The 21,249-nt window shown below is 62.9% G+C and carries 17 protein-coding genes, 5 pseudogenes and 1 riboswitch; of the genes and pseudogenes, 9 read left to right on the forward strand and 13 right to left on the reverse strand.

Annotation, left to right across the window (positions count from 1 at the left end):
* The 6 genes and pseudogenes from FJR00_RS01450 to FJR00_RS01475 form a co-directional block, all read left to right on the forward strand.
* Positions 1-182, forward strand: a pseudogene (locus FJR00_RS01450) (nucleotide sugar dehydrogenase); the annotation flags it as partial.
* A gap of 5 nt (positions 183-187) precedes the next feature.
* Positions 188-1,396 (forward strand): glycosyltransferase, encoded by a 1,209-nt coding sequence (locus FJR00_RS01455; protein WP_238330266.1) that lies wholly within the window; start codon positions 188-190, stop codon positions 1,394-1,396.
* The gene (locus FJR00_RS01460) at positions 1,393-2,385 is read left to right on the forward strand and encodes an ATP-grasp fold amidoligase family protein (RefSeq protein ID WP_141337168.1); all 993 of its coding nucleotides are present in this window, start codon (positions 1,393-1,395) and stop codon (positions 2,383-2,385) included. The genes FJR00_RS01455 and FJR00_RS01460 overlap by 4 nt, the downstream gene beginning before the upstream one ends.
* A 116-nt stretch (positions 2,386-2,501) precedes the next feature.
* Entirely contained in the window at positions 2,502-3,440 is a 939-nt protein-coding gene (locus FJR00_RS01465) for a glycosyltransferase family 2 protein (protein ID WP_141337169.1), read from the forward strand.
* A gap of 56 nt (positions 3,441-3,496) precedes the next feature.
* Positions 3,497-4,717, forward strand: a complete 1,221-nt coding sequence (locus FJR00_RS01470; RefSeq protein WP_141337170.1) for an O-antigen ligase family protein — start codon at positions 3,497-3,499, stop codon at positions 4,715-4,717.
* A 68-nt stretch (positions 4,718-4,785) separates the two neighbouring features.
* Positions 4,786-6,204: a lipopolysaccharide biosynthesis protein gene (locus FJR00_RS01475; RefSeq protein WP_141337171.1), complete on the forward strand. Its 1,419-nt coding sequence runs from the start codon at positions 4,786-4,788 to the stop codon at positions 6,202-6,204.
* 173 nt (positions 6,205-6,377) lie between these two features.
* Here the strand turns inward: FJR00_RS01475 and FJR00_RS01480 are convergent, their stop codons facing one another.
* The 5 genes and pseudogenes from FJR00_RS01480 to FJR00_RS16165 form a co-directional block, all read right to left on the reverse strand.
* A complete protein-coding gene (locus tag FJR00_RS01480; RefSeq protein WP_272949562.1) occupies positions 6,378-6,572 on the reverse strand; it encodes a hypothetical protein in 195 nt (64 codons plus the stop codon).
* A 215-nt stretch (positions 6,573-6,787) separates the two neighbouring features.
* Positions 6,788-7,014 (reverse strand): annotated as a pseudogene (locus tag FJR00_RS16620) (integrase core domain-containing protein); the annotation flags it as partial.
* Positions 7,015-7,028: 14 nt separating this feature from the next.
* Positions 7,029-7,220: pseudogene (locus FJR00_RS16625) on the reverse strand (IS110 family transposase); the annotation flags it as partial.
* An 839-nt stretch (positions 7,221-8,059) separates the two neighbouring features.
* Positions 8,060-8,404 (reverse strand): hypothetical protein, encoded by a 345-nt coding sequence (locus FJR00_RS01500; protein ID WP_141337173.1) that lies wholly within the window; start codon positions 8,402-8,404, stop codon positions 8,060-8,062.
* Positions 8,405-8,514: 110 nt separating this feature from the next.
* Positions 8,515-9,237: pseudogene (locus tag FJR00_RS16165) on the reverse strand (transposase family protein); the annotation flags it as partial.
* Positions 9,238-9,293: 56 nt separating this feature from the next.
* Here FJR00_RS16165 and FJR00_RS01510 point away from each other — a divergent pair.
* Positions 9,294-9,641: pseudogene (locus FJR00_RS01510) on the forward strand (IS1634 family transposase); the annotation flags it as partial.
* A 668-nt stretch (positions 9,642-10,309) separates the two neighbouring features.
* On the opposite strand, the gene FJR00_RS16630 reads toward FJR00_RS01510, so the two are convergent.
* The 6 genes from FJR00_RS16630 to FJR00_RS01540 form a co-directional block, all read right to left on the reverse strand.
* The gene (locus FJR00_RS16630) at positions 10,310-11,230 is read right to left on the reverse strand and encodes a methionyl-tRNA formyltransferase (protein WP_141337175.1); all 921 of its coding nucleotides are present in this window, start codon (positions 11,228-11,230) and stop codon (positions 10,310-10,312) included.
* Positions 11,217-11,987: a sugar transferase gene (locus FJR00_RS01520; protein ID WP_238330242.1), complete on the reverse strand. Its 771-nt coding sequence runs from the start codon at positions 11,985-11,987 to the stop codon at positions 11,217-11,219. The genes FJR00_RS16630 and FJR00_RS01520 overlap by 14 nt, the downstream gene beginning before the upstream one ends.
* Positions 11,885-13,192 carry a glycosyltransferase family 4 protein gene (locus tag FJR00_RS16635; protein WP_420359008.1) on the reverse strand — a complete coding sequence of 436 codons (1,308 nt, stop codon included), beginning with the start codon at positions 13,190-13,192 and terminating at the stop codon, positions 11,885-11,887. Before FJR00_RS16635 ends, FJR00_RS01520 begins: the two co-directional genes overlap by 103 nt.
* 137 nt (positions 13,193-13,329) lie before the next feature.
* Positions 13,330-14,526, reverse strand: a complete 1,197-nt coding sequence (locus FJR00_RS01530) for a DegT/DnrJ/EryC1/StrS family aminotransferase (RefSeq protein WP_141337178.1) — start codon at positions 14,524-14,526, stop codon at positions 13,330-13,332.
* 121 nt (positions 14,527-14,647) lie between these two features.
* Positions 14,648-16,423 carry a polysaccharide biosynthesis protein gene (locus tag FJR00_RS01535; RefSeq protein WP_238330244.1) on the reverse strand — a complete coding sequence of 592 codons (1,776 nt, stop codon included), beginning with the start codon at positions 16,421-16,423 and terminating at the stop codon, positions 14,648-14,650.
* A 165-nt stretch (positions 16,424-16,588) separates the two neighbouring features.
* Positions 16,589-16,873, reverse strand: a complete 285-nt coding sequence (locus tag FJR00_RS01540; protein WP_141337179.1) for a DUF4235 domain-containing protein — start codon at positions 16,871-16,873, stop codon at positions 16,589-16,591.
* Positions 16,874-17,017: 144 nt separating this feature from the next.
* Here FJR00_RS01540 and FJR00_RS01545 point away from each other — a divergent pair, with 144 nt between their 5' ends.
* Positions 17,018-18,205, forward strand: a complete 1,188-nt coding sequence (locus FJR00_RS01545) for a thiamine ABC transporter substrate-binding protein (RefSeq protein ID WP_141337180.1) — start codon at positions 17,018-17,020, stop codon at positions 18,203-18,205.
* A gap of 24 nt (positions 18,206-18,229) precedes the next feature.
* Here the strand turns inward: FJR00_RS01545 and FJR00_RS01550 are convergent, their stop codons facing one another.
* Positions 18,230-18,478 carry a hypothetical protein gene (locus tag FJR00_RS01550; RefSeq protein ID WP_141337181.1) on the reverse strand — a complete coding sequence of 83 codons (249 nt, stop codon included), beginning with the start codon at positions 18,476-18,478 and terminating at the stop codon, positions 18,230-18,232.
* An 80-nt stretch (positions 18,479-18,558) separates the two neighbouring features.
* Positions 18,559-19,350, reverse strand: coding sequence for a 3'(2'),5'-bisphosphate nucleotidase CysQ (locus FJR00_RS01555; protein ID WP_141337182.1), 792 nt, complete (start codon positions 19,348-19,350; stop codon positions 18,559-18,561).
* A gap of 56 nt (positions 19,351-19,406) precedes the next feature.
* Positions 19,407-19,513, forward strand: a riboswitch (TPP riboswitch).
* Between FJR00_RS01555 and FJR00_RS01560 the strand changes: the two genes are divergently transcribed.
* The gene (locus tag FJR00_RS01560) at positions 19,510-21,249 is read left to right on the forward strand and encodes an ABC transporter permease (RefSeq protein ID WP_141337361.1); all 1,740 of its coding nucleotides are present in this window, start codon (positions 19,510-19,512) and stop codon (positions 21,247-21,249) included. It overlaps the preceding riboswitch by 4 nt.

Raw genomic sequence — 21,249 nt, forward strand, 5'->3', positions numbered from 1 at the left:
GGACCTCGGTGCCAGAGGCCGTCCGGGTCCAGGACGCCGCCGCGGCGGTCGCGCAGGCGGACCTGAGCATCCTGGTGCAGAACCACCGTGAGTACGACGTCGACGCTCTCGCCTCCGCCTCGCAGGCCTTCTTCGACACCCGCGGCAAGGCCACCGAGGGGGAGAAGGTCACCCGGCTGTGATTGAAATGGCACCGACAAATGAGGAACCTTGCGAAGGGGACATTGGGCCCGGAACTGCAATTTGCATCCCGCCCACGGCCAGTCTCCGCATACTGTTTCTACTGGGAGGCGATGGCGCAGGAGGAACAGAAAAGCAGGCCGCTCGACTTGTAGAAGAGCTACGGAGACGGGGGCACACGGTGACCCTGGCTGTTCTCGAAGGCCACAACAATTTCCACGGCGTGAACGCGGACGTTCACTTTCACATTGAACGACGGCTCACTCCCAGAAACATGCTCCGGTGGATGAGGATGCTTTTCTACATGCTCCGACACCTGAATTCAGACCAGTACGATGTGGCCCACGCTGCCATGGCCCGAGCATACACAATCGCACCCATCCTCGCGACCTCTTCGAGGGCGCTTCCCGTCGTCGCCTGGCGGCGAAACCTGGGGATTCACCTAAACGGCAAACCGACCCTCAGAAGCTTGGAAAAGTATGCGGCCCGAAGAACCAGGACCATCCTTTGCAATAGCACGGAAGTCCGAGATTACTGGATTCAAGAATACGGGTTGCCCAATGGTCGCTACAAAATCGTGCCAAATATTGTCGACACTAATGCCACCCCATTAAACATAGCGACACCGGGCGCTCTCAAGCGAGGAAAGGCCCCAGGCGCTGCAACCCTAGTATCTATTGGAGTGTTGAAAAAGATAAAGCGACATGACATGTTGCTGGACGCTTTGGCGAACATGCCATCCCCCTGTCACCTTATGATCATCGGCGACGGCCCAGAAAAATCCCGACTAGTCGACAGGTCGGCGCTACTACCCGAACACGTCACAGTGGAGTTTGCGGGCTATAAGGAAATGCCATTTGATGGTCTCGCGCCCGGATCAATCCTGGTCCATAGCTCAGATTCCGAGGGTATGAGCAACGCCATCCTAGAAGCCATCGCTCGAAAAATGCCGGTGGTCGCAACTGACTCGGGAGGACTCGCTGCCGTTTTCGGTCAGGACGTGACGACTGTACCCCCAGGTCGCCCAGATTTGCTGCTTCAAGCGATAAAGAATGTGCTGGAGGATCCGGCTTTAGCTGCGGATCGGGCAAATGCGGCTGCGAATAAATTACGCTCAGCGTTTTCCCCACAGGCTGTCGTGAGTGCGCACGAGGCCATTTACGCTGAAGCCGTCGCCCGCGCCGCGCCCGGCAACAGGAAGAAAGGAAGGTCATGAAGTCATACAAGAAGATCAAGACGAAAACTCGGAATCGACTGATGCAGACGTCTGTGGGGCATGCGGCATATCAGACGGCCAACCATTTTCGAGTCGGATTGTCCAAAAAGCTTCCCGACCACATCGTTGCCCACATACGCTATCGTGAACGGACGGGCGAACCGTTAAACCTGAAGGATCCTCGGGGGTTCAACGAAAAGCTCTGGTGGCTAAAGTTGAACAATAGGGATCCGCTAATGACATTGTGTTCAGATAAGAGCGCCGTTAGAGAGTACGTTGCGCGCGAAGGGTACCAGCACATCCTAAGTGAGCAGTACGGAGTTTATGAAAGTCCGAACGCTGTCGACTTCGCAAAACTCCCCAAGAAGGAGTTGTTCTTTAAAACAACGCACGGCAGTGGGGGAAACCTGATCGTCGACAACAGTGCACCTGTGGCCCGGCGCAAATTTCGCAAGTTCTTCAAGTCTGCTTTGAAGGCTAACTACTTCTGGCAGTCCAGGGAATGGAACTACAAAGATATCCCTCCTAGATTGGTCTGCGAGGAAGTGTTAAGGGACTCTAGTGGATCGCTTCCTAACGACTTCAAATTCATGTGCTTTGATGGAGAGCCGCGTCTGCTCTACTATTCCGAAGGTCTCGCCAGGCGGGATGGTCGGCATGAAACACAGAACCGATATACAAACATCTATGACATGGACTTTGACCTCCAGTCGTTCAAGCGGAGCGACTTTGCAGTGAACCCTGACTACGTCCTGCCACCCAAGCCTATACTCGAAGAAATGCAGGCAATCGCGGCGAGACTATCTCGTCCATTTGTCTTTTGCAGAGTCGACCTGTATGAGGTGGACCAACGGATCTACTTTGGTGAAATTACCTTCTTTCCAGCAGGCGCATCCGGTACGGTGGAACCAGAGGAATGGGAGCTTCGTATGGGAGATTGGATCAACCTTTCGAGCTCGAAGATCAAGCTTAAGGATCGGAGTGACTAGCGTGGCCGGCCACCACCTCCTGGGTGGAAGAACGCCTTTCGATTACGTTCTTTGCCACGGTAGAAGAAGCACGTACGGTGATGCATTTGCCGGGTCCAGAAACAGGGATTTAGGATATGTCTGACTGTAAAAAACAGCCGTTCTTCACCGTCTTCATTCCATCCTACAATCGAGAGAAGACGCTTCCCAGGCTTTTCCGCAGCTTAGGCGCTCAAAGTTTCACGGACTTCGAGGTTGTCTTCGTCGACGACGGCTCGACGGATGGCACTAGGCAAGTTGTTGACGAGTGGAGAGACAAGCTTAAACAACCGGTGCGGTATCTGTATCAGCCGAATATGGGGAAGCCTAGTGCCCGCAACGCCGGCGTGGCGATGGCGAGGGGCTTCATGTTCAAGACCGTCGACTCAGACGACATCCTTGATGCGGATGGCTTGAGGCGTCTCCATGAAGAGTGGGGCAGCATTGAGGGCGACAAGTCCAAGTGTGCCGGTGTGGTCGGCCTCTGCCTTGACTACGGCACGGGCCGCGTCCTTGGACGTCCCTTTCCTAATGCGCCAGTACATAGCACACATGCGGCATGTCGTGAACTGTTTGAAGTGACGGGTGACAAAAGTCAGTGCGTCCGTACTGACATCATGAAGAAGTACCCCTACCCTGTTCTCTCTGGTGAGAAGTGGATAGCTGAATCCCTGGTGTGGAACCGGATCGGACTACACCACACGTTTCGGTTCGTGAATAGGGTTATCAAGCACGTCGAGTACCAAGACGACGGCCTGAGCTCCCAAGCGATCTCGTTGCGTTGCGCTAACGCACGCGGAGCAACGCTCTACTATTCTGAGTACCTCGACAAGATCCTCCCGAGCCTAGGCAATCCCCGAAAGGCTGTATTTCGAACCAAGATAAATCTTGTCCGGTTCTCGCATCACTCTAAGCACCATCAATGGGGAATCACGACCCAATCGCATCGTCCATCGGCCGAGGACGTCGCCTGCTTTCTTATCGGTAGCCTAGTGTATGTGCGAGATCGCTGGCTCCTGCAACGGGGATCAAAGTGAAGGATGGGGGTCGCGGAACGAATGTCCCCGTTTTGTGCCTCCATGGAGCAGTTTTCATGACTCCGTTTGATGCGCTCCGCCTGCCGTTCGCTTATTTGACACTGGCCGATCTCCTGTTCCTCGTCTGTGGGATGTTGGTATTCCGGCGTGCCGACGTCGGACCGTCCCGGAATCCGTTCGGGCCGTTTTGGGTATTAGGTCTGTACATGATTCTTGTCGGATACTTTTCAGGGGCACTATTTAATGGAAGTGCCCCAGCCATGGACTCGGTGACTAATGGCCTTCAGTTGGCGTTCGTCTTTGCTTACCTTCCATGGCTTATCGCTAGATACGGCCAAATGGACCATCTACTTCTGTTGCGGACGTTCGTCCTGGGATTGACCGCATCCGTGGTAGCTGGAGCTGTTATCCAAACGTATTTTCCGGGAATGCACGGAACCTTGTCGTCGCTCGGCTTGTACTCGACTTCTGAAAGGCGATTCGGGGCGTTCATAGGATCCAATGGACTGGCCAAGTTGATAGCCTCTATGGTGCCGATAGTCATACTTCTCATCGTCTCGAAGAGGTTCGATGTCCGTAGCGGTGCGGTCGTCTTGGTGACGTTGCTCTTTGGGCTTGTCCTTACTGCCAGTAATGGCGGGGCTCTTGCGCTAGCGGTTGGCCTGGTTTCCATTCTGCTGCTGGTGCGCGGACCTAAGGTTCGGCGCGTTCTCTTCGCGGTGATGGTTCTGACGGCTGGTCTAGTTTGGCTAGGCGTTCGTGTCCTAGGGCTCAACACCTCTGTCTTCACGACGCGAGTCTATGAGACTTTGCTCGCGGGGGATATTGAGTCTGCCGGTAGCTTTGAACAAAAGCTGGCGATTGTTCGGGTGGCATTGGGAGAACTTGCGAGGAACCCACTATTGGGCCGTGGGGCGGGTTGGTTTGCGGATGCCTTCGGCATCAACGTGCATAACACTTATCTCCTGATATGGGTCGAGGCGGGTGCATTCGGGCTGCTTGGTCTAATTCTGATCCTAACAACCCAGGCAACGCTAAGTCTCAGGATGGGTAGATTTGCGCAGCCCAGTCCCCTTGCTGGTCTCGCTCTTTCGTTTCTGATTGTATTCTCTTTCAACCTCTTGACAGGTACCGACATGTATCAACGGTTCCGGATACTGCCTCTGGCTTTGCTTGCCTTTGTCTTGGATGCAGAGTTCAGACGGTTGCTTTCTGAATCTCCCGACCATGGTAGGGGTCGAGGTGAAGATTCAATGACGGCCGGGGCATCGTCGTGAGAGGGGTTTCGCGGAATGTTTTTGCTGCGCTTGCCTCCTACATCATTATACTAGGTTGTGCATTTGGTGTGCGGACCGCCTTCGTGAGGTCTCTAGACGTCGAGTATCTGGGGCTGAACGGGCTGTTCACCAGCTTAACAAATATTCTATCTGCCGCCGAGTTGGGTATTGGTACGGCTATCGCGTTTCGTTTATATGCAACCCTTGCCAAGGGTGAAAAAGCGGCAGTTTCGGGGTACTACAATCTGTTGAAGCGGATAAATTTCGGGTTAGCGGGGGGAATTGTAGTTCTCGGGCTGCTGAGTCTCCCCATCATCGGCTGGTTTATAGGCAACGTGCCTCAGGTGCAGGAGAGTGTCAGTCTGCTGTTCCTGCTGTACCTTGCAGCGACAATCGTGACCTATGTTTTCGCTCACTACAGTGCCTTGTTGATTGCAGATCAAAGTGAGTATCTGGTAGCTGCATCGTTGGCCGTCGTAACGGTGGTCGTTAGCGTAGCTCAAGGTTATGTACTGTTGAGTGGTCGCGGTTTTGTTGCCTATCTGGCTCTGCAGCCAGTTATTCCGCTTGCTCAGGGTCTAGTCATGTGGGCTTTGGTGAGGCGGCGCCTTCCTTTCGTTCGGGAAGAGTCCAAGACGTTGGGTCCTGAGGCGAGACGCGATTTGTGGCGTGACGTCAGGGCCGTAGCCATTTTTCGCGTCGCAGGGGTTGTTATCGCTGGCGCGCCGCTGTTGCTCATGGCTGGGTTGTTTGGAGTCGTCACTCTCGGTGTCTTCAGCAACTATCACATGCTGGTTCATGCACTGCAGAACGTCATTCGGAAAGGGTTTGCTGCTTTGACGCCGAGTCTGGGCGCCTTAAATGCCAAGGCGCGAGTTGAGCGAAAGTCGGAGGCCTACCGTGGTGTGTCATTCGCCGCAGTGCTGATCTTGGGGGCTGCTGCTGCAGGGCTGTTTGATTCGCTGAACGGTTTTGTGGTCGCGTGGATTGGGGCTGAGTATCTCCTTGACGCTCGGGCTGTTTTGGGTTTGTGTCTGGTGTTTTTCTTGCAGGGTGTTACGAGAATCTCCAACGTGTTTAGAGACGCGTTCGGACTGTTCCAGCAAGGTCAGTTGCGGCCACTTTTCCTAGCGATACTTGTTGTAGTCCTGGCCTGGCTGGGCGGTACCTTCTTGGAGATACATGGATTCCTAGGGGGGTGGGCGTTAGCTTACTGCTTAGTCCCTCTTTGGTTCGACCCTTGGGTTGTCCATCGACACGCGTTGAACCTTCCAGTGGGTCCATTCTTCCTCCGTATGCTTGGTTGGACCGCGACGGTGATTGGTGCGTACGCAGTTGTTCGACCATTGGATCTCGGCGGTTTCTGGGGAGTAATTGGTCCGGTTGCCGAAGGTGCGGTGACGATGGCCGCGATCGTCGTGATGGGTGTGGCCGCCTGGTGGAAGTCGGCGGAGTGCAGATGGCTCGTGCGGAGAGTTTGGAAATAGAACTGTTGGACAACCGTCGTGGCTGCGGAGATGAGGGTGAAATGCCCCAGGTTGTCCGCGGTTCTCACCTGGTGTCAAGGGACAGTGGGACTTCCCTGTAGCCGGACAGTAAATCACCTTGCTGGCGGACAGTTCATCTCCCTGTCCGTGGTCAGCTGATCTCCCTCGAGCGGTTAGGTCAAGGGGATCACTCCTCGTCCGGTGGTGGCCTCGCCGAGGCGGAGTGAGGTGCCCTCGGTCATGGTGACGTGGGCGTGGTGCAGAAGCCGGTCGGCGGCGGCGGTGGCCAGCGTCTTGGGGATGATCGTGTCGTACCCGGAGGGGTGGATGTTGCCGGCGCTCAGGTGAATCTCCCCAGTTCTGCTCACTGAAATTCCCCACCCTGTGGCCCCATCCGGGGACGGGCGGGGCTCCTTCGATGATGGCGGTCTCTGACCACACGCCTACTCGAAGGAGCCCCTCGTCCCATGCTGTCATGGGAGGAAGTGAGTGTGCCAGTCTGAAGTGGCCCCACTTGGGGGTTTAGTGGTGCTTTGAAGTGGCCCCACCCTCGACCTGAAGCGCCCCAGGTTCTCTGCCGCTCTCATGTGGGCTGAGGCTCGGGGTTGAGTGCGCGTAGTGGTCCTGCTCGTACTCGGCCGGTGGGACGTTGCCTAGGGTCGAGTGGAGCCGGCGGTTGTTGTACCAGTCGACCCAGCCGGCGGTCCCGTACTCGACGTCGGCGATGGTCTTGTAGGGGCCGTCGTGGAAGACGGTGGTGCGGATGCACTCGGCCTTGTACAGGCCGTTGATCGTCTCCATGAGCGCGTTGACGCCCCTATAGGTCAAGACTGGCGGTCGAGGGGTGCTGGAGCTGTGCGTTGCCGGGCACGGTGGTCGGTCATGACCGCCTGGTAAATCTCGCGGGCGAGGTACCTCTTCAGGCAGCGGATGATGTCGCGCTTGGACAGGCCTTCGGCGGTGCGTCGGGTCACGTAGTCGATGGTCGGCTGGTGGAAGCGCATCCGGACGATCACGACCCACCAGATCAGGGTGCCGTTGAGGGACTCGATCCAGGCCTGGTCGGTCGGGGTGGCGGGCCGGCCGAAGTGCTGGGCGATGGCGACCATGGCCATGAACTTGCGGGTGTGGCCCGCGATCATCTGCGAGCCGTTGTCCGAGACAGCCAGCAGCAGCGGGGTGGCCTCGTCGACCCCGTCCAGGCCCAGGGGTGCGCCGATAGCTTCGGCGCGGTCCAGGGCCGCCTCGAGCAGCCCTTCGGCGTCCAGGGCCTGCTCGAAGGCGAGGCGGACCTGGGTGTGTGTTTCCTGCGCCGAGACGACGTGGGTCAGCCACTTGCGCGAGACCAGGTCCTCGATGATCAGCACCGCCATCCCGGCACGCGGGAAGTGCGTCGAGTCGTAGATCCAGATCGAGTTCGGGGTGTACGTGGCCCAGTCCGGGAACGGTCGCCGTTCACCGCGTGGTGGGCGTGGAGGGTGACGAAACCGCAGGTCATGATCGTTCAGGACGCGTCGCACGGTGGACGGGGAGGCCCAGAACAGGTCCTCGTAGGAGCCGCGGTGGGCCAGGCGCCGGTGGGAGAAGTCCTTATCCCCGAAGGTCTCGAACGCGGACACGATGGCTTCGATCTCCGCCGGCGTCAGCGCGTTCAGGGAGGCACCTGGGCGGGCGTCGACCAACGGGGTCCCGGTGTCCTTGCGCCGGGTCCAGCGGCGGGCCCGGCGTTCCTCCAGCCCAAGCACGGCGCAGGCCTTCACCAACGGCCAGCCTGCCTCCAGCGCGTGGTTAACGGCCTCGAGCAGGACTGTCTTGGTGGCCGCGTCGACGCGGGCCGGCACCGGGGCCATGGGCATCAGTCCAGCCCCCCTTTTTTCTCCAGCAGGGTCAGCTTGACCGCCAGCTCCTTGACCGCCTCGCCGAGTCGGTCGATCTCGGCGTTGGCCTCCTCCAGCTCCACGTCTCGGGCGCTCTTGCCCGGTGTCCCAGGACGGGAGGCGGCCAGCGCCGTGAGGGCACCGTCCTTGGCGACCTGCCGCACCCGGATGATCGTGGACCGGTCCACCCCGGCGCTGGTCGCGGCCTGCCCGATCGTGGCCTCACCTCGGACCAGCTGCAACCAGATCTCGTACTTCGCCGACGCTGACAGGACCTTCTTCGGCCGACGCTTCCTCGGGACCGAGGCATCGCTCGTGCTCATCGCGCACCCTCCTACAGGTGTCACGAAGACCGTACAGATGTTGCTTGATCCTCAGCCCGAAACCGGACACGAACGCTGGAGCAACCCACAGGTGGGTGCGGGCGTAGCGGAAGTAGTTCTCCTGGCGCCACCGTGAACCCATCCGGTGCAGGGATCGTGGTCCGCACGACCTTGTCGCGGCGTACCCCGGACAGGCCCAGGATGGTCATGGCCCGGTCCACCGCCCCGGCCGAGGCATCAGGAAGGACGGTGCGGCGCACGTAGGCGGTCATCTTCCGACGCCCGTACAGGCCTTCAGGGGTCAGCTTGCGCCAGCCGTGACGGTCGGTCCTCCAGGCGATGTCCCGCACGGCGTCCACGACCTGGGCGTCGGTGACCGTGCGCGCGGCCAGCACCCGGGTGGTGCACCTCCAGCTGCGGTAGGTCCGTGCGGCGATCTGGCAGCCCTGCTCGCGCAGGACCCGGCAGACCGACCCGGGCCGCGTGGCCCTGGGCCCTCATGGTGTCGATGAAGCCCATGATCAGCGGTTGCGGGGGTCGAGCTCCCCCACGAAGAAACTCGTGGCCGCCTTCAGGATCGCCACGTCCTCGCGCAGCCGCCGGTTCTCGGCCTTGAGGCGCTTGATCTCCTCATGCTCGGCACTGGAGACGCCGGGACGTTCACCGGCGTCGACCTGGGCCTGGGTGACCCAGCGACGCACCGACTCCCGCGCCACCCCCAGCTGGTTGGCGACCGCGGTCATCGCCTCGGTCACCGTGGCGTAGTCCTGCTGATGCTCCCTGAACAGACGCACCGCCCGGGCACGAAGCTCCGGATCGATCTTCCTCGGCATGGTGCTTCTCCTCCTGTACTCAAACAGGAGCGGCATCAAACCCGGGGCGCTTCAACGTCACCAACATCGGCCTCGAGCAGATGGACGGCCCCGCGGTCGTGGCCGCCTACCAGGACCTGTACCAGGTCGAACGCTCCTTCCGGATGGTCAAGTCCGACCTGCGAGCCCGGCCGATCTTTCACCACCTGCGCGACTCGATCGAGGCGCAACTGACCATCGTCTTCGCCGCGCTGGCGATCTCCCGCGAGGCCCAGCAACGCACCGGAGCCTCGATCAAGAAGATCCTCAACACCCTCCGGCCGCTGCGCACCGCCACCATCACCGTCGGCGGCCACCAGATCACCGTCGACCCCCAGATCCCCGACGAGGCGCGCGAACTCCTGAACTACCTCAACCCCGGGGTGCAACTAAAACGTCACAACTCAGGCCCGGGACACCGCGCGCGGCTCGGCCCGACAGACCGTGATCACCCGCTCGACCAGCCGCGGCGTCACCCTCGCCCGCGGCGGGCAGCTGGTCGGTCTCCTCGGTGAACGACCGTCGTGGGCACAGCGCCTCGGTGCAGGCGTAGCGGCGCTTGCTCACGAGCACGTCGAGCCGCTGCCCGCCGCACGGCACGACCTTCACGCGCCGAGTGGGCCGGGCCTGGACCCGAGAGGACAGTACCCCGCAGGAGAGGGGCAGGCGCCCTCAGTCGTGGTCGTCTCGATCAGCACCTGCCGCGGCTGCTCATCGCCGACGGCAGGACTGGCCGAGAGGACTCGGTAGCCGGACAGGTTGAACAGGATCGACGCCGCATCGACGCCGAACGTAGGCTGGTGCACGCTCGCGGTCCTCGCTCATTGGATGCCAAGACAACACCATGTTGGCGCAGGGCCGCGAGCCCTACTTCAGGGCCCCCCACCACGCGCAAAGTTGAAGAGCCGGACTAGTGCGCAGAATCGGCGGCCAGCAGCCACGAACCCGCTCGTCACACGGGGTAGTGACAGTTCCGCCCCTGTGCACCGACCCCACACCGCCTGCGGGACCCGGCCCCCGTCACCCGGTTGATCACACTACACGGTCAGTACATTCAGGTCAACGTCTGTCGTGGCGACCGGATAACGTCGTGTGCGGGCTTTAGGACGCCGTCAACTAGGATCGTACGGATGAGCAAAGCTTCACCAAGTCCACATAACACCTCGACGCCTTTCGAAGAAATGCGCCCGACGCGACCCGGCACGTGACCCTCAAAAATGGGCCCCGCGACCGGCTCGCACTCGACCAACACAATTTTTGTGCCTTCCAAGAAGCAGAACGCGCCCGGGAATGGCGGTGCTACAGCGCGGACAAGACGATCGATTCGGGCTGATGAATCCCGCCAGTCGACTCGACTATCCGAGGGGTTTCGTGCGCACCCATACGTAGCGAGATCTTCGTTCTGCGGGATAGCAGTTGCAATAGCCTTGTCTAGGTGCGGAAGAACCTCGTCAAGAAGATCTTTCAACACTTTCAGAGACTTAGAGTACAAAGTATTGATGTCGTCGCGGGGTCCAATCAGGATAGGACTGGAAGCGACGATAGGGCCCGAGTCCACCTCGTCCTGCAATATAAAAAGACTTATGGCCCACTCCGGTTCCCCATTGATTATCGCCCAGTGAAGAGGCGCGAAACCTCGGTAGCGGGGCAATGGCGCAAAGTGCGTCCCGAGAGAACCTTTGCTTACCGCGTTTCGGAGCTCCCTTGAAATCATACGACGATAGCCAAAACTCATCAAGTACTGAGAACTCGTTGTCCGCTGCCAAGCGTCCAAGGCATCTGCGGAATTGGAGATAATTGAAATCCCTAAACGCACACACAGACGCTTGATTCTGTCCCAGTCGCCGGGGTCTTCGTGGGCGTGCGGGCGGTCGAGTATCACGGTGTCGATGCGAAATTGACTATCAGCCACCGCCTTAAGTGCGCAGATGCCAACCGCGCCTCCGAGAAAGAGGGTCGCGCTAGGTTGCGACATTCGAGTCTCCACGGGATGTCTGATGTACTCGAGCGATACCCACTGGGGTGACCAGCGACACAAACGTTCTCAATAGAATCCGCAGATCGAAAAGCACAGACACATTACGGGCGTAGAACACGTCATTACCCAACCGTTCCGACCAGGGGATGGAATTCCTGAAGTAGGCCTGGTTGTAGCCCGTGACTCCAGGCCGAACAGTCAATTTCTTACGCGTCAGGTCATCGTAGTACATGGCTTGCTCAATCAAATCCGGCCTTGGACCCACAAAACTCATGTCTCCCCGAAACACGTTAAAAACTTGCGGCAACTCATCAAGACTCGTCTTGCGCAAGAAGTTCCCTAGGTGTGTTACGCGAGGGTCGTTGGGTCCGCTGTATGTAGAACCATCGGGGTTGCGCAAATCCGGCGCGTCGACCTGCATCGTCCTCAGTTTAAACATGGTAAAGGGGGCTCCATGTAACCCGACACGAGTGGCCTTGTGGAAGACGGGTCCACCATCCTTCAGCTTGATAGTCGGGGCCAGCAAACCGATGACGACCGCGCTGAAGGGGCTCAAAATCAAGGCCAATCCGAGATCGCAAATACGCTTCCCCCGGCGGGCGTAGAAGCTTGATGCTCCAGAAAACGGCCTACCGGCGACACGGCCCATTGTCACGGTTCTCCCTTCCTCTGCGAAGAAGCGGCGATCATTCGCGGTTGTGAGTGCATACTTGGAGGCGGGGTAGCACCCGTACCTGCGCCGCTCGAACGCCACGCATGTGCAATTAACTGACCTGTCACGGCACGGACATCGAATAAGGCTCGGGCTCGCGTCCTGGCCGCTACACCGTGCGTCTGGACTAACTTCGGCGACGAGATGTAGACCTCCATTGCTTCCGTAAGTTTGGCGACGTCTTTGACGGGGACGACGATGCCACTCTCTCCGTCGACTATAACATCCCTGCATCCCGGCGCGTTCGACGTGATAATCGCCCGCCCCATAGACATTGCCTCGAGCGTGCTTCTGGAAAGCCCCTCCCTGTGCGACGGGAGAATGAACACATGACTATTTGCCAGCGCGTCTCGTACATCGCTCAGATGCCCACAGAGTTCCACCTCTGGGAGGCCGTCGACGAGCCCTGACAATTCAGCCTCGGTGATGCTGTCCGAGTGGCCGAGGTCGTGCCATCCGACCAAGCGCAGGCGGAAATCGGCGCCGGACTGGTGCAACGACCTGGCAGCCCGGAGTAGTTCAACAAGCCCTTTGGATTTAAGGAATCGGCCCACGAATACGAAACTAATGGGTGGCGACTGAAGGGGCCACTGGGGATACGAATCGGTGTCTACGCCTGATCCGCGGACGATGTCAGTCAACGAATCTGGAGGAATTAATCCCATCGAGTGGAAAAGGTCATTATCATCAGAGTTTTGAAATATGATGCGATGAAAACTGGGTAGCGCACGGCGATACAAATGTCTCTGTAGCGACGGCACGATCCCTCTGCTATTCGCATTGAAGCCGATGCCTAGGCCCGTGATGACGGCAACGCCGTGGGGCGATGTACGCAACATCCGGAGTGCCAGCCCCCCATACATGACTGGCTTGGGGCCAAAGCAGTATACGATGTCAGCGGATTCTTGCATCAAAATCCGCGAAAGCATAACCACGGATAGAACCTCCTTGAGCGGGTTTGTGCTCCGCCGGCTGAGGAAAAACCTTCTTGGCCGAATGCCCTTGCGTTTAAGGAGGCGGCGTTGCGATTGAGTGAAGCGCGGTGCGGCGACTGTTATCGTGTGTCCTTCGGCGATCAACTCATCTAAGAAGTGTGATCGAAAGGTGAAAATAGCTCTCTCGTGCGCCTCGATCGCGAGCGTCTTGGGGCGTCCGGTTGGCCCCTGGGGCGGGAGTGCGTGACCCCGTGATCGTGGGCAGCGTGCGCGTTCTCTTGGTTTCCGCTGGAACCGTAGTGGGGCGGGCATTTCGGCAACTCTTCCTGATCCTGGTGTGGAGGTTCGTTGTCCCGGTGCTTCCTGCGTCCGCAGACCGACCTTGTTTGTCCTTGGGTGGGTGGTTCGGGTGGGCGGCGAGAGTTGGGCCCGTGCTCCCTCGCGGGCTCTCACGGCATGACTAGACGAGAGTAGCGATCAATGACATACTCCGCCTGTTCATCCGTCATGCTTGTGAATAGAGGGAGCGTGACTTCGCTTCGGTAGTAGTCCATGGCGTTGGGTGTGGAGGCGATCGTGTGTCCATGTCGCTGGTATGCAGTCATTAAAGGGAGGGGTTTATAATGCACGTTGGCGGCGATCCCTTGGGTGCCCAGATCCCCGATTATCTTGTCGCGCTCATCGGTGCGATGAGATGGCAAGCGCGTTATGCAAAGATGCGCGCTCGACTTCATGCCAGGTCCATCATGTGGCATAAATTCGACGTTCGGCGACGCCGATGTGTAGATCGAAATAAGTTCGTGTCTACGTCGAAGTGACGCGTCGTATCGGCTGAGCTGCGATAGTCCGAGCGCTGCTAACGTATCTGGCATGTTCAGTTTGTAGCCGAGTTCCACGACGTCATAATCCCAGGCTCCTGCCCGTGACTTCGCCAGAGCATCCTTGCTCTGCCCGTGGAGCGCTAGCCGCCTGATCTTGGCTGCCATGGCTGCTTGTTCTGCTGGAAGATCGCTCCTCCAGGTCAATGCGCCGCCTTCGGCAGTGGTGAGATTTTTTACGGCGTGAAACGAGAACGCCGTGAAGTCGCCCAGGGATCCTGAGTTCTGGTGGTTGCGGACTGCCCCCAGAGAGTGGGCAGCGTCGGTGATCACTGCCGGCCGCCCCAGGGCCGCCTGCATGTCCGACGCGGGGGTAAACTTAGTTGTGGCGAGGGCGTCGCGTAGCCGGTCGGACGGGTAGGGGACGCCGCCAATGTCTACTGTGATGACGGCCTTAGTGCGCGGTGTTAGGGCGGTCAAAAAATCGTCAATGCTGGGGGTGGGGGATCCAGCTGCGCTATCCACAAGAATTATATTGGCAGCGACGTGGTCGACCACGGCTGCCGATGCGCTGTAGGTGTAGGCAGGGACGAGTACATCATCGCCGTCGCCTATGTCAAGAATTCTTAGGGCGATCTCTAGCGCTGCGGTACAGGAGTTCAGAACGACCGTCTCAGTGGTTCCGCAGCGGCTAGAGATCGCTTCCTCAAGTCGTTGCGCCACAGGTCCAGTCGTGATCCACCCCGACCGTAGTACGTCGGTCACGGCCCTAATGTCGTCTTCTGATATGTCTGGGGGAGAGAATGGGACTAAGAGTGGATTAGCCACCTGAGCTCCTTGTGGCGTGAGGTGCGCGGCGCATGAGCATTCGTGGGCCTTAGTCTAGCGGGCAACGAGTGGGTCGCGCCCCTGGTGCCTAATGTCTCCAGGGGTGTCCCCGTGAAGGGGATCAGGACCGCGCTCCCCAGTTCAGGTCTTCGGTTAGGCATGTGGGGGGCAGACTTGGCACGTCCACGGCCGTCATGAGGGGGTGGTCGGTTGGGAGGTGTTCTTCACCGAGCGTGAAAAGCACCTCGGTCAATTTTTCCCCAGGGCGAAGCCCCGTAAATTGTATGTCCAGGTTGCGCCCGGATAGGGATATCAGTTCCCGCGCAACGTCAACGATCTTCACCGGCGTGCCCATGTCCAAGACCATCACTTGTCCGTCACGGCCGATGGCTCCCGCCTGCAGGACAAGCTGGCACGCCTCGGGGATGAGCATGAAGTAGCGCTGGACGTCGGGGTGGGTGACGGTGATAGGTCCCCCCCGGCGGATCTGCTCGGTAAACGCGGGAATAACGGACCCGCGGGAGCCGAGGACGTTGCCAAAGCGCACCGAGACGTAACGGCCCGGCTGTGTCTTTGCGTAGTGCGCGGTCAGGCGTTCCGCCATCCGCTTCGAGTAGCCAAGAACGGACGTGGGGCTGGCCGCCTTGTCCGTGGAGATGTTGACGAACGTGCCGACGCCTGCAGCCGCTGCGGCCTGGAGGACGTTGTGGGTGCCGAGGACATTGGTCTGCCAGGCCTCCTGCGGGTAGCGCTCAAGCAGGCTGAGGTGCTTCAGCGCTGCGGCGTGAAAGACGACGTCCGGGCGTATCTCGGCGAACGCCTCCTGCAAGCGGGCCTCGTCTCGGATGTCGGCGAGGAGCAGGTCCTCACCCTCGAGCAGTCCACGCCCGGTCATCGACAGCTGGACGGCGTGGAGTGCGGACTCGTCACGGTCCAGCATGACCAGGCGTGCGGGGTTGAACCGCTGAATCTGGCGGCAGAGCTCCGAACCGATTGAACCTCCGGCCCCGGTGACGAGAACGACCTTGCCGGTGAGGTGCTCGGCAATGGCCTCCTGGTCGAGCTCGACGGCGCGCCGGCCGAGGAGGTCCTCGAGGTTGATGTCGCGCAGATCGGTGGCTTGGGGGTCGGACGCCCGCAGCCACTGCTCGATCGGGGGGAGGGTCTTGACCTGGAGGCCGGCCTCGCGGGCCTGCTCCTGGATCTCCCGCAGAAGGTCAGAGTCGGCCCGGGGGATGGCCACGGCAAGATACTTCGCCTGCGTCCGATCGGCCACGGCGGCCAGGTCGCCGCGGGTGCCCATGACGGGGATGCCCTCGATCTTGAGGCGACGCTTGGAGCGGTCATCGTCCAGGAGCCCGACCGGCGCGAACTCGGAACGGTCGTCGTGCAGCATGTTGCTGATAAGGCGACGACCGGCCAGGCCCGCCCCCAGGACGATGACACGCTCACCGTCCGGGTTCTGCGCCACCTGACGCGAGCGGTAGGTGCGCACGGTGAAGCGGACCGCGAGCATCAGCACGATCGCCAATGCCGGAGCCAGCACCGCGACGGACCGGGGGAGGAAGACCTCCGGCGTCGCCCAAGCGATTGCGATGATGGCCAGCCCAGTGATGAGAGCAGTTTTGACGACAGAGGTGACCTCATCGAAGCTCCCGCGCATGTGTCGGACCATGTATGGGCCTGTCGTGAGGCCGATGGCTCCGTGCAGGACGGCCGCCAGACCCGCGACGATCCAGGGGGAGGCCTGGGTGAGCAGGTCCGGGTCGAGACTGAGCCGCGTCCAGAGAGCCAGGAGCACGGCGATGGCCCACGAGGCGCCGTCGGTGAGCACCCACAGGGCTCGGACCATCAGCTCACGGCCTGATCGTGGATCGATCGGCTGCTCCTGGGACACGACGCATTACCCCTCTGCGACATAAGGGACGGGACCAGCCAATACTGCCGCAGGTTGACGACGTACGCAATGTGACGGCGGAGACTAACGGTGCGCCGGGCAATTTGTGGGGAGGTTGTGAGGGCGTGTCGGGCACCGCTGGGCGGTGTGTGCCCGCCGGTCAACTCACTTGTTGGTCTCGTCCGCCAGCTGTTTGGAGCTCTTGCCCTGACCCTTGGCCACGACCTTGGTGGTCTGCCGGTTGGCCAGCATGCGCACCATCCCGACGACCGCACCGGAGAGCACCGCGAAGGCGATGGCCTCCTTGATGTCGATGTCCGGGTCCTCCGGGTTGCTGGGGGAGTCCTTGCCGGTGACGAACTTCCAGGTGCCGTCGGTCATCTTGCGGGCGACGACGCTGGCGCCGATCGCGGCGGCGGTGGTGGCGAGCTTGGCGACGAGGTTACCCATGGGCCCGATCCTGCCACAGCGGTGCTAGCGTGGATAACGGAAACGACAGGGGAGCGCCCCGAAGCGCTGAGAGTGCGGCACCCGCCGCAGACCCTCGAACCTGCACCGGTTAGCACCGGCGAAGGAAGTCGACAAGGAGACGCGATGATGCCCACCCACCGGTCCACCACCCGTGCCCTGGCCCTGACGGCCGCAGCCGGCCTGGTCCTGAGCTCCTGCACCCTGCTGGGGGGTGAGGACGAGGAGCCCGCCCCGGCTCCGGCTCCCGCTCCGACCCAGGACGGGGAAGGCACGACGGGTGCCGGCGCCGACGGTGACAGCTCGACCGCCACCGACGGCGACACCAGCACGGCGACTGCCGCCGCGCCCACCACCGACGAGGTCGTCCTCGTCACCCACTCCTCGTTCAACGTGCCCGAAGAACTCGTCACGGCCTTCGAGGCCGAGACCGGGTGGGACCTGACGATCCAGTCCTCCGGCGACGCCGGCGAGCTGACCAACCGGCTCGTGCTCACCGCCGGCAGTCCCATCGGCGACGCCGTCTTCGGCATCGACAACACATACGGCACCCGCGCCCTCGACGAGGGCGTGCTGGCGGCATACACCCCCTCCGACCTACCCGAGTCGGCGGAGGAGCACGCGCTGCAGGGGGGTGCGGCATACCTGACCCCGGTCGACTTCGGCGACGTGTGCGTGAACGTGGACGACGTGTGGTTCGCCAACAACGGGATCGCTCCGCCGCAGACGCTGACGGACCTGACGGAGCCGGAGTACGAGGACCTCTTCGTCACGCCGGGGGCGAGCACGTCCTCGCCGGGGATGGCGTTCCTGCTGGCAACCATCGGGGAGTTCGGGCCGGGGCAGTGGCAGGGCTACTGGGAGGACCTGATGGCCAACGGGGCCAAGGTCACCAGCGGCTGGACCGACGCCTACACCGTCGACTTCACCGCCGGCGGGGGCGGAGGTGATCGGCCGATCGTGCTGTCCTACGCCAGCTCGCCGCCGTTCACCATCCCCGAGGGCGGCTTCCAGCCGACGACGCGGGCGCTGATGGAGACCTGCTTCCGGCAGGTGGAGTACGCCGGGGTGCTGGAGGGGGCGGAGAACCCCGAGGGCGCGCAGGCGGTCGTGGACTGGCTGGTGAGCCCGCAGGTGCAGGCCTCGATCCCGGACAGCATGTTCATGTTCCCCGTGGACGAGGAGGTCGAGCTGCCCGAGCTGTGGGCGCAGTGGGCCACCGTGGCCGAGGACCCGATCGTGGTCCACCCGGACCAGATCGAGGCCGAGCGGGAGACCTGGCTGCGGGAGTGGGCGGACATCGCGACCGGGTGAGCCGGGCGCTGTCGGCGGGGTCGGTCAGCGGCTGCGGTCACCGGCGCGTCGGAACAGGCTGCGGCGCTGGAGGGCGCGCGGCGTCTGGCCGCCGTAGGGCGACACGGCGAACTCCGCGAGCTGCTCGCCGGTCCGGCTGACGACGGCGACGCTGCCGCCCTCGACCGCGCAGCGGCGGCGCGCGAAGCCCTGCGCGCGCAGCTTGTCACCCGAGAAGAGGCGTTTGCCGGTGTCGTCCAACACCTCCCAGCTGCCACGGTCGTTCATCTTCACCACTAGACGTGTCACGGTCGTTCTCCCCTGAGTCCTCATCGTCGAGACGGGAGATTGTGACACGGCTGTGTCGCAACGGGTTAACGGCGTAAGCAGCGGTCTGCGCCAGCGTCCGGCAGGACCGCGATCGTGGTCAGCAGCAGGTCTGCGACCTCCGGTCGGCACACGACCAGGTCCGGCAGCCACGGGTCCGGCGCGTTGTAGCGCAGCGCTGACCCGTCGGTCCGGCTCGTGTGCAGCCCGTGGGCCCGGGCCACCGCCACCGGGGCCGCGGAGTCCCACTCGAACTGCCCGCCGGCGTGCACGTAGGCGTCGACCGTCCCGTCGACGACCGCCATCGCCTTGACCCCCGCCGAGCCCATCGGCACCAGCTCGGCCTGCAGCCGCTCCGACAGGTCCACGACCAGGGCATTCGGGCGGGACCGGGAGACGGCCAGCCGCAGGGGACCGGGACGCCGCGTCGGGGGCCGGCCCGCGGCGAACGGCCCGGTGCTGTGGACGACCCCTCGGGCCGGCAGGGCCACCGTCCCGGCGACCAGCTCGCCGCGCTCCCACACCGCCACGTGCACCGCCCAGTCGTCCCGTGGCGGCTCGCCGAACTCGCGGGTACCGTCCAACGGGTCGACGATCCACACGCGGTCGCGCGACAGGCGCCGCAGGTCGTCGGGCGCCTCCTCGCTGAGCACGGCGTCGCCCGGGTGGAGCCGGGTCAGGCCACCGGCGATGGACTCCTGCGCGGCGCGGTCGCCGGCGCGCTTCATCTCCCGGGGCCCGACCCCCTCGGCCCGCAGCCGGGCGCGCAGCTCCAGCAGCACCGCACCGGCCTGCTCGGCCAGGTCGCGAGACGAGGAGTGCAGCGTCCGGTCCGTCATGGCCGTTCCAGTGTGGCACTCGGCCGCGGGTCGGCACGCGTGGCCTGTAGCCTGGAGGGGTCCGACAGGGGAGCGCCCCGGCGCTGAGAGTGCGGCCCGCAGCCGCAGACCCTAAGAACCTGCCCCGGTTAGCACCGGCGAAGGAAGTCGACCTTGGCCCTGCCCACCACCTCGTCCCCGCGGAACCCGTCCGCGCCGGGCCCGCCCGACCCCGCGCCGGGGCGCACGTCCGCGCGGCGCCGGCGCGCGGCATACCCCTCCGGGCCTGGCCTGGTCCTCGGCCTGGCGGCGCTGCTGCCGCTGGCCTTCCTCGCCGTCTTCTTCGTGCTGCCCGTCGGCGGGATGCTGGCGCGCGGGTTCCTGCCCGACGGGCGGCTCGACCTCTCCGGGGTGCCCGAGGTGCTCGGGCGGGCGCGCACGCTGCGGGTGCTGTGGTTCACCCTGTGGAGCTCGGCGGCCGGCACGGCGGGCACGCTGCTGCTGGGGCTGCCGACGGCCTACGTCCTGCACCGCCTGCGCTTCCCCGGCCGCGGCCTGCTGCGGGCGGTCGTCATCATGCCGTTCGTGCTGCCGACCGTGGTCGTCGGCGTGATGTTCCGCTCGCTGCTGTCGACGGGCGGGCCGCTGGGCTTCCTCGGGCTCGACGGCACGTGGGTGCCGATCCTGCTGGCGTTCGTCTTCTTCAACCTCGCCGTCGTCGTGCGCACCGTCGGCGGGATGTGGGAGGGGCTGGACCGGCGGGCGGAGGAATCCGCCGCCACCCTCGGGGCCACCCCCTGGCAGGTATGGCGCACCGTCACCCTCCCCGCGCTCGCGCCGGCGGTGGTCTCGGCGGCCACGCTCGTCTTCCTCTTCTGCTCCACGGCGTTCGGGGTGGTGCTGACGCTGGGCGGGCTGCGCTACGGGACGGTGGAGACCGAGATCTACCTGCTGACCACCCAGTTCCTCGACCTGCAGGGCGCGGCGGTGCTGTCGGTGCTGCAGCTCGTGGCCGTCGTGGTCATGCTGACCCTGGCCGCGCGGACCCGGCGGCGCACCGAGGGGGCGCTCAAGCGGGTGGGCGCCCGGGCGGCGGCGCGTCGACCGCGCCGGGAGGACGCCGCCGCCCTGGCGGTGACCGCGCTGGCGGTGGCGCTCGTGCTCGTGCCGGTGGGGACGCTCGTCGTGCGGTCGCTGCGACGGGGCGGGGCGTGGACGCTGGAGAACTACCGCATGCTCACCGACCCGACCTCGACCCCGGTGCTGCGGGTCAGCGTGACCGACGCGGTGGAGAACTCCCTGCGCACCGCCGTCGACGCGACGGTCATCGCGATGACGCTCGGGCTGATCGTCGCGCTCGTGGTCTCGCGCCGGCCGCGGTCGCCGGGGTGGGCGCGGGCGGTGTCGCTGCTCGACGGGGCGTTCATGCTGCCGCTGGGGATCTCGGCGGTGACCGTGGGCTTCGGCTTCCTCATCACCCTCGACCGGCCGCCGCTGGACCTGCGCTCCTCGCCGGTGCTCGTGCCGATCGCCCAGGCGATGGTGGCGCTGCCGCTGGTGGTGCGCACCCTCACGCCCGTGCTGCGCTCGGTCGACCCGCGGCAGCGGGAGGCGGCCGCGGCGCTGGGGGCCGGGCCGTGGCGGGCGGCGTGGACCGCTGAGGCGCCGGTGCTCGCGCGGCCGCTGGCGGCGGCGACCGGGTTCGCGTTCGCGGTGTCGCTGGGGGAGTTCGGCGCGACGGCGTTCCTGGCACGGCCCGACCGGCCGACGGTGCCGGTGGTGATCTACCAGCTCATCTCGCGACCCGGGGCGGAGAACCTGGGGATGGCGCTCGCCGCCTCGGTCGTGCTGGCGGGCCTGACGGTGGCGGTGATGGCGGTCGTGGAGCGGCTGCGCGTCGGGTCGGTCGGGACGTTCTGA

This window comes from Ornithinimicrobium kibberense, from assembly GCF_006519705.1.
Classification (GTDB): Bacteria; Actinomycetota; Actinomycetes; order Actinomycetales; family Dermatophilaceae; genus Ornithinicoccus; species Ornithinicoccus kibberensis.

Coding starts and splice junctions, on each gene's coding strand:
- FJR00_RS01455 (WP_238330266.1), top strand. CDS start 188: ATGGCACCGACAAATGAGGAACCTTGCGAAGGGGACATTGGGCCCGGA.
- FJR00_RS01460 (WP_141337168.1), top strand. CDS start 1,393: ATGAAGTCATACAAGAAGATCAAGACGAAAACTCGGAATCGACTGATG.
- FJR00_RS01465 (WP_141337169.1), top strand. CDS start 2,502: ATGTCTGACTGTAAAAAACAGCCGTTCTTCACCGTCTTCATTCCATCC.
- FJR00_RS01470 (WP_141337170.1), top strand. CDS start 3,497: ATGACTCCGTTTGATGCGCTCCGCCTGCCGTTCGCTTATTTGACACTG.
- FJR00_RS01500 (WP_141337173.1), bottom strand. CDS start 8,404: ATGAGCACGAGCGATGCCTCGGTCCCGAGGAAGCGTCGGCCGAAGAAG.
- FJR00_RS16630 (WP_141337175.1), bottom strand. CDS start 11,230: ATGTCGCAACCTAGCGCGACCCTCTTTCTCGGAGGCGCGGTTGGCATC.
- FJR00_RS16635 (WP_420359008.1), bottom strand. CDS start 13,192: ATGCCCGCCCCACTACGGTTCCAGCGGAAACCAAGAGAACGCGCACGC.
- FJR00_RS01540 (WP_141337179.1), bottom strand. CDS start 16,873: ATGGGTAACCTCGTCGCCAAGCTCGCCACCACCGCCGCCGCGATCGGC.
- FJR00_RS01545 (WP_141337180.1), top strand. CDS start 17,018: ATGATGCCCACCCACCGGTCCACCACCCGTGCCCTGGCCCTGACGGCC.
- FJR00_RS01555 (WP_141337182.1), bottom strand. CDS start 19,350: ATGACGGACCGGACGCTGCACTCCTCGTCTCGCGACCTGGCCGAGCAG.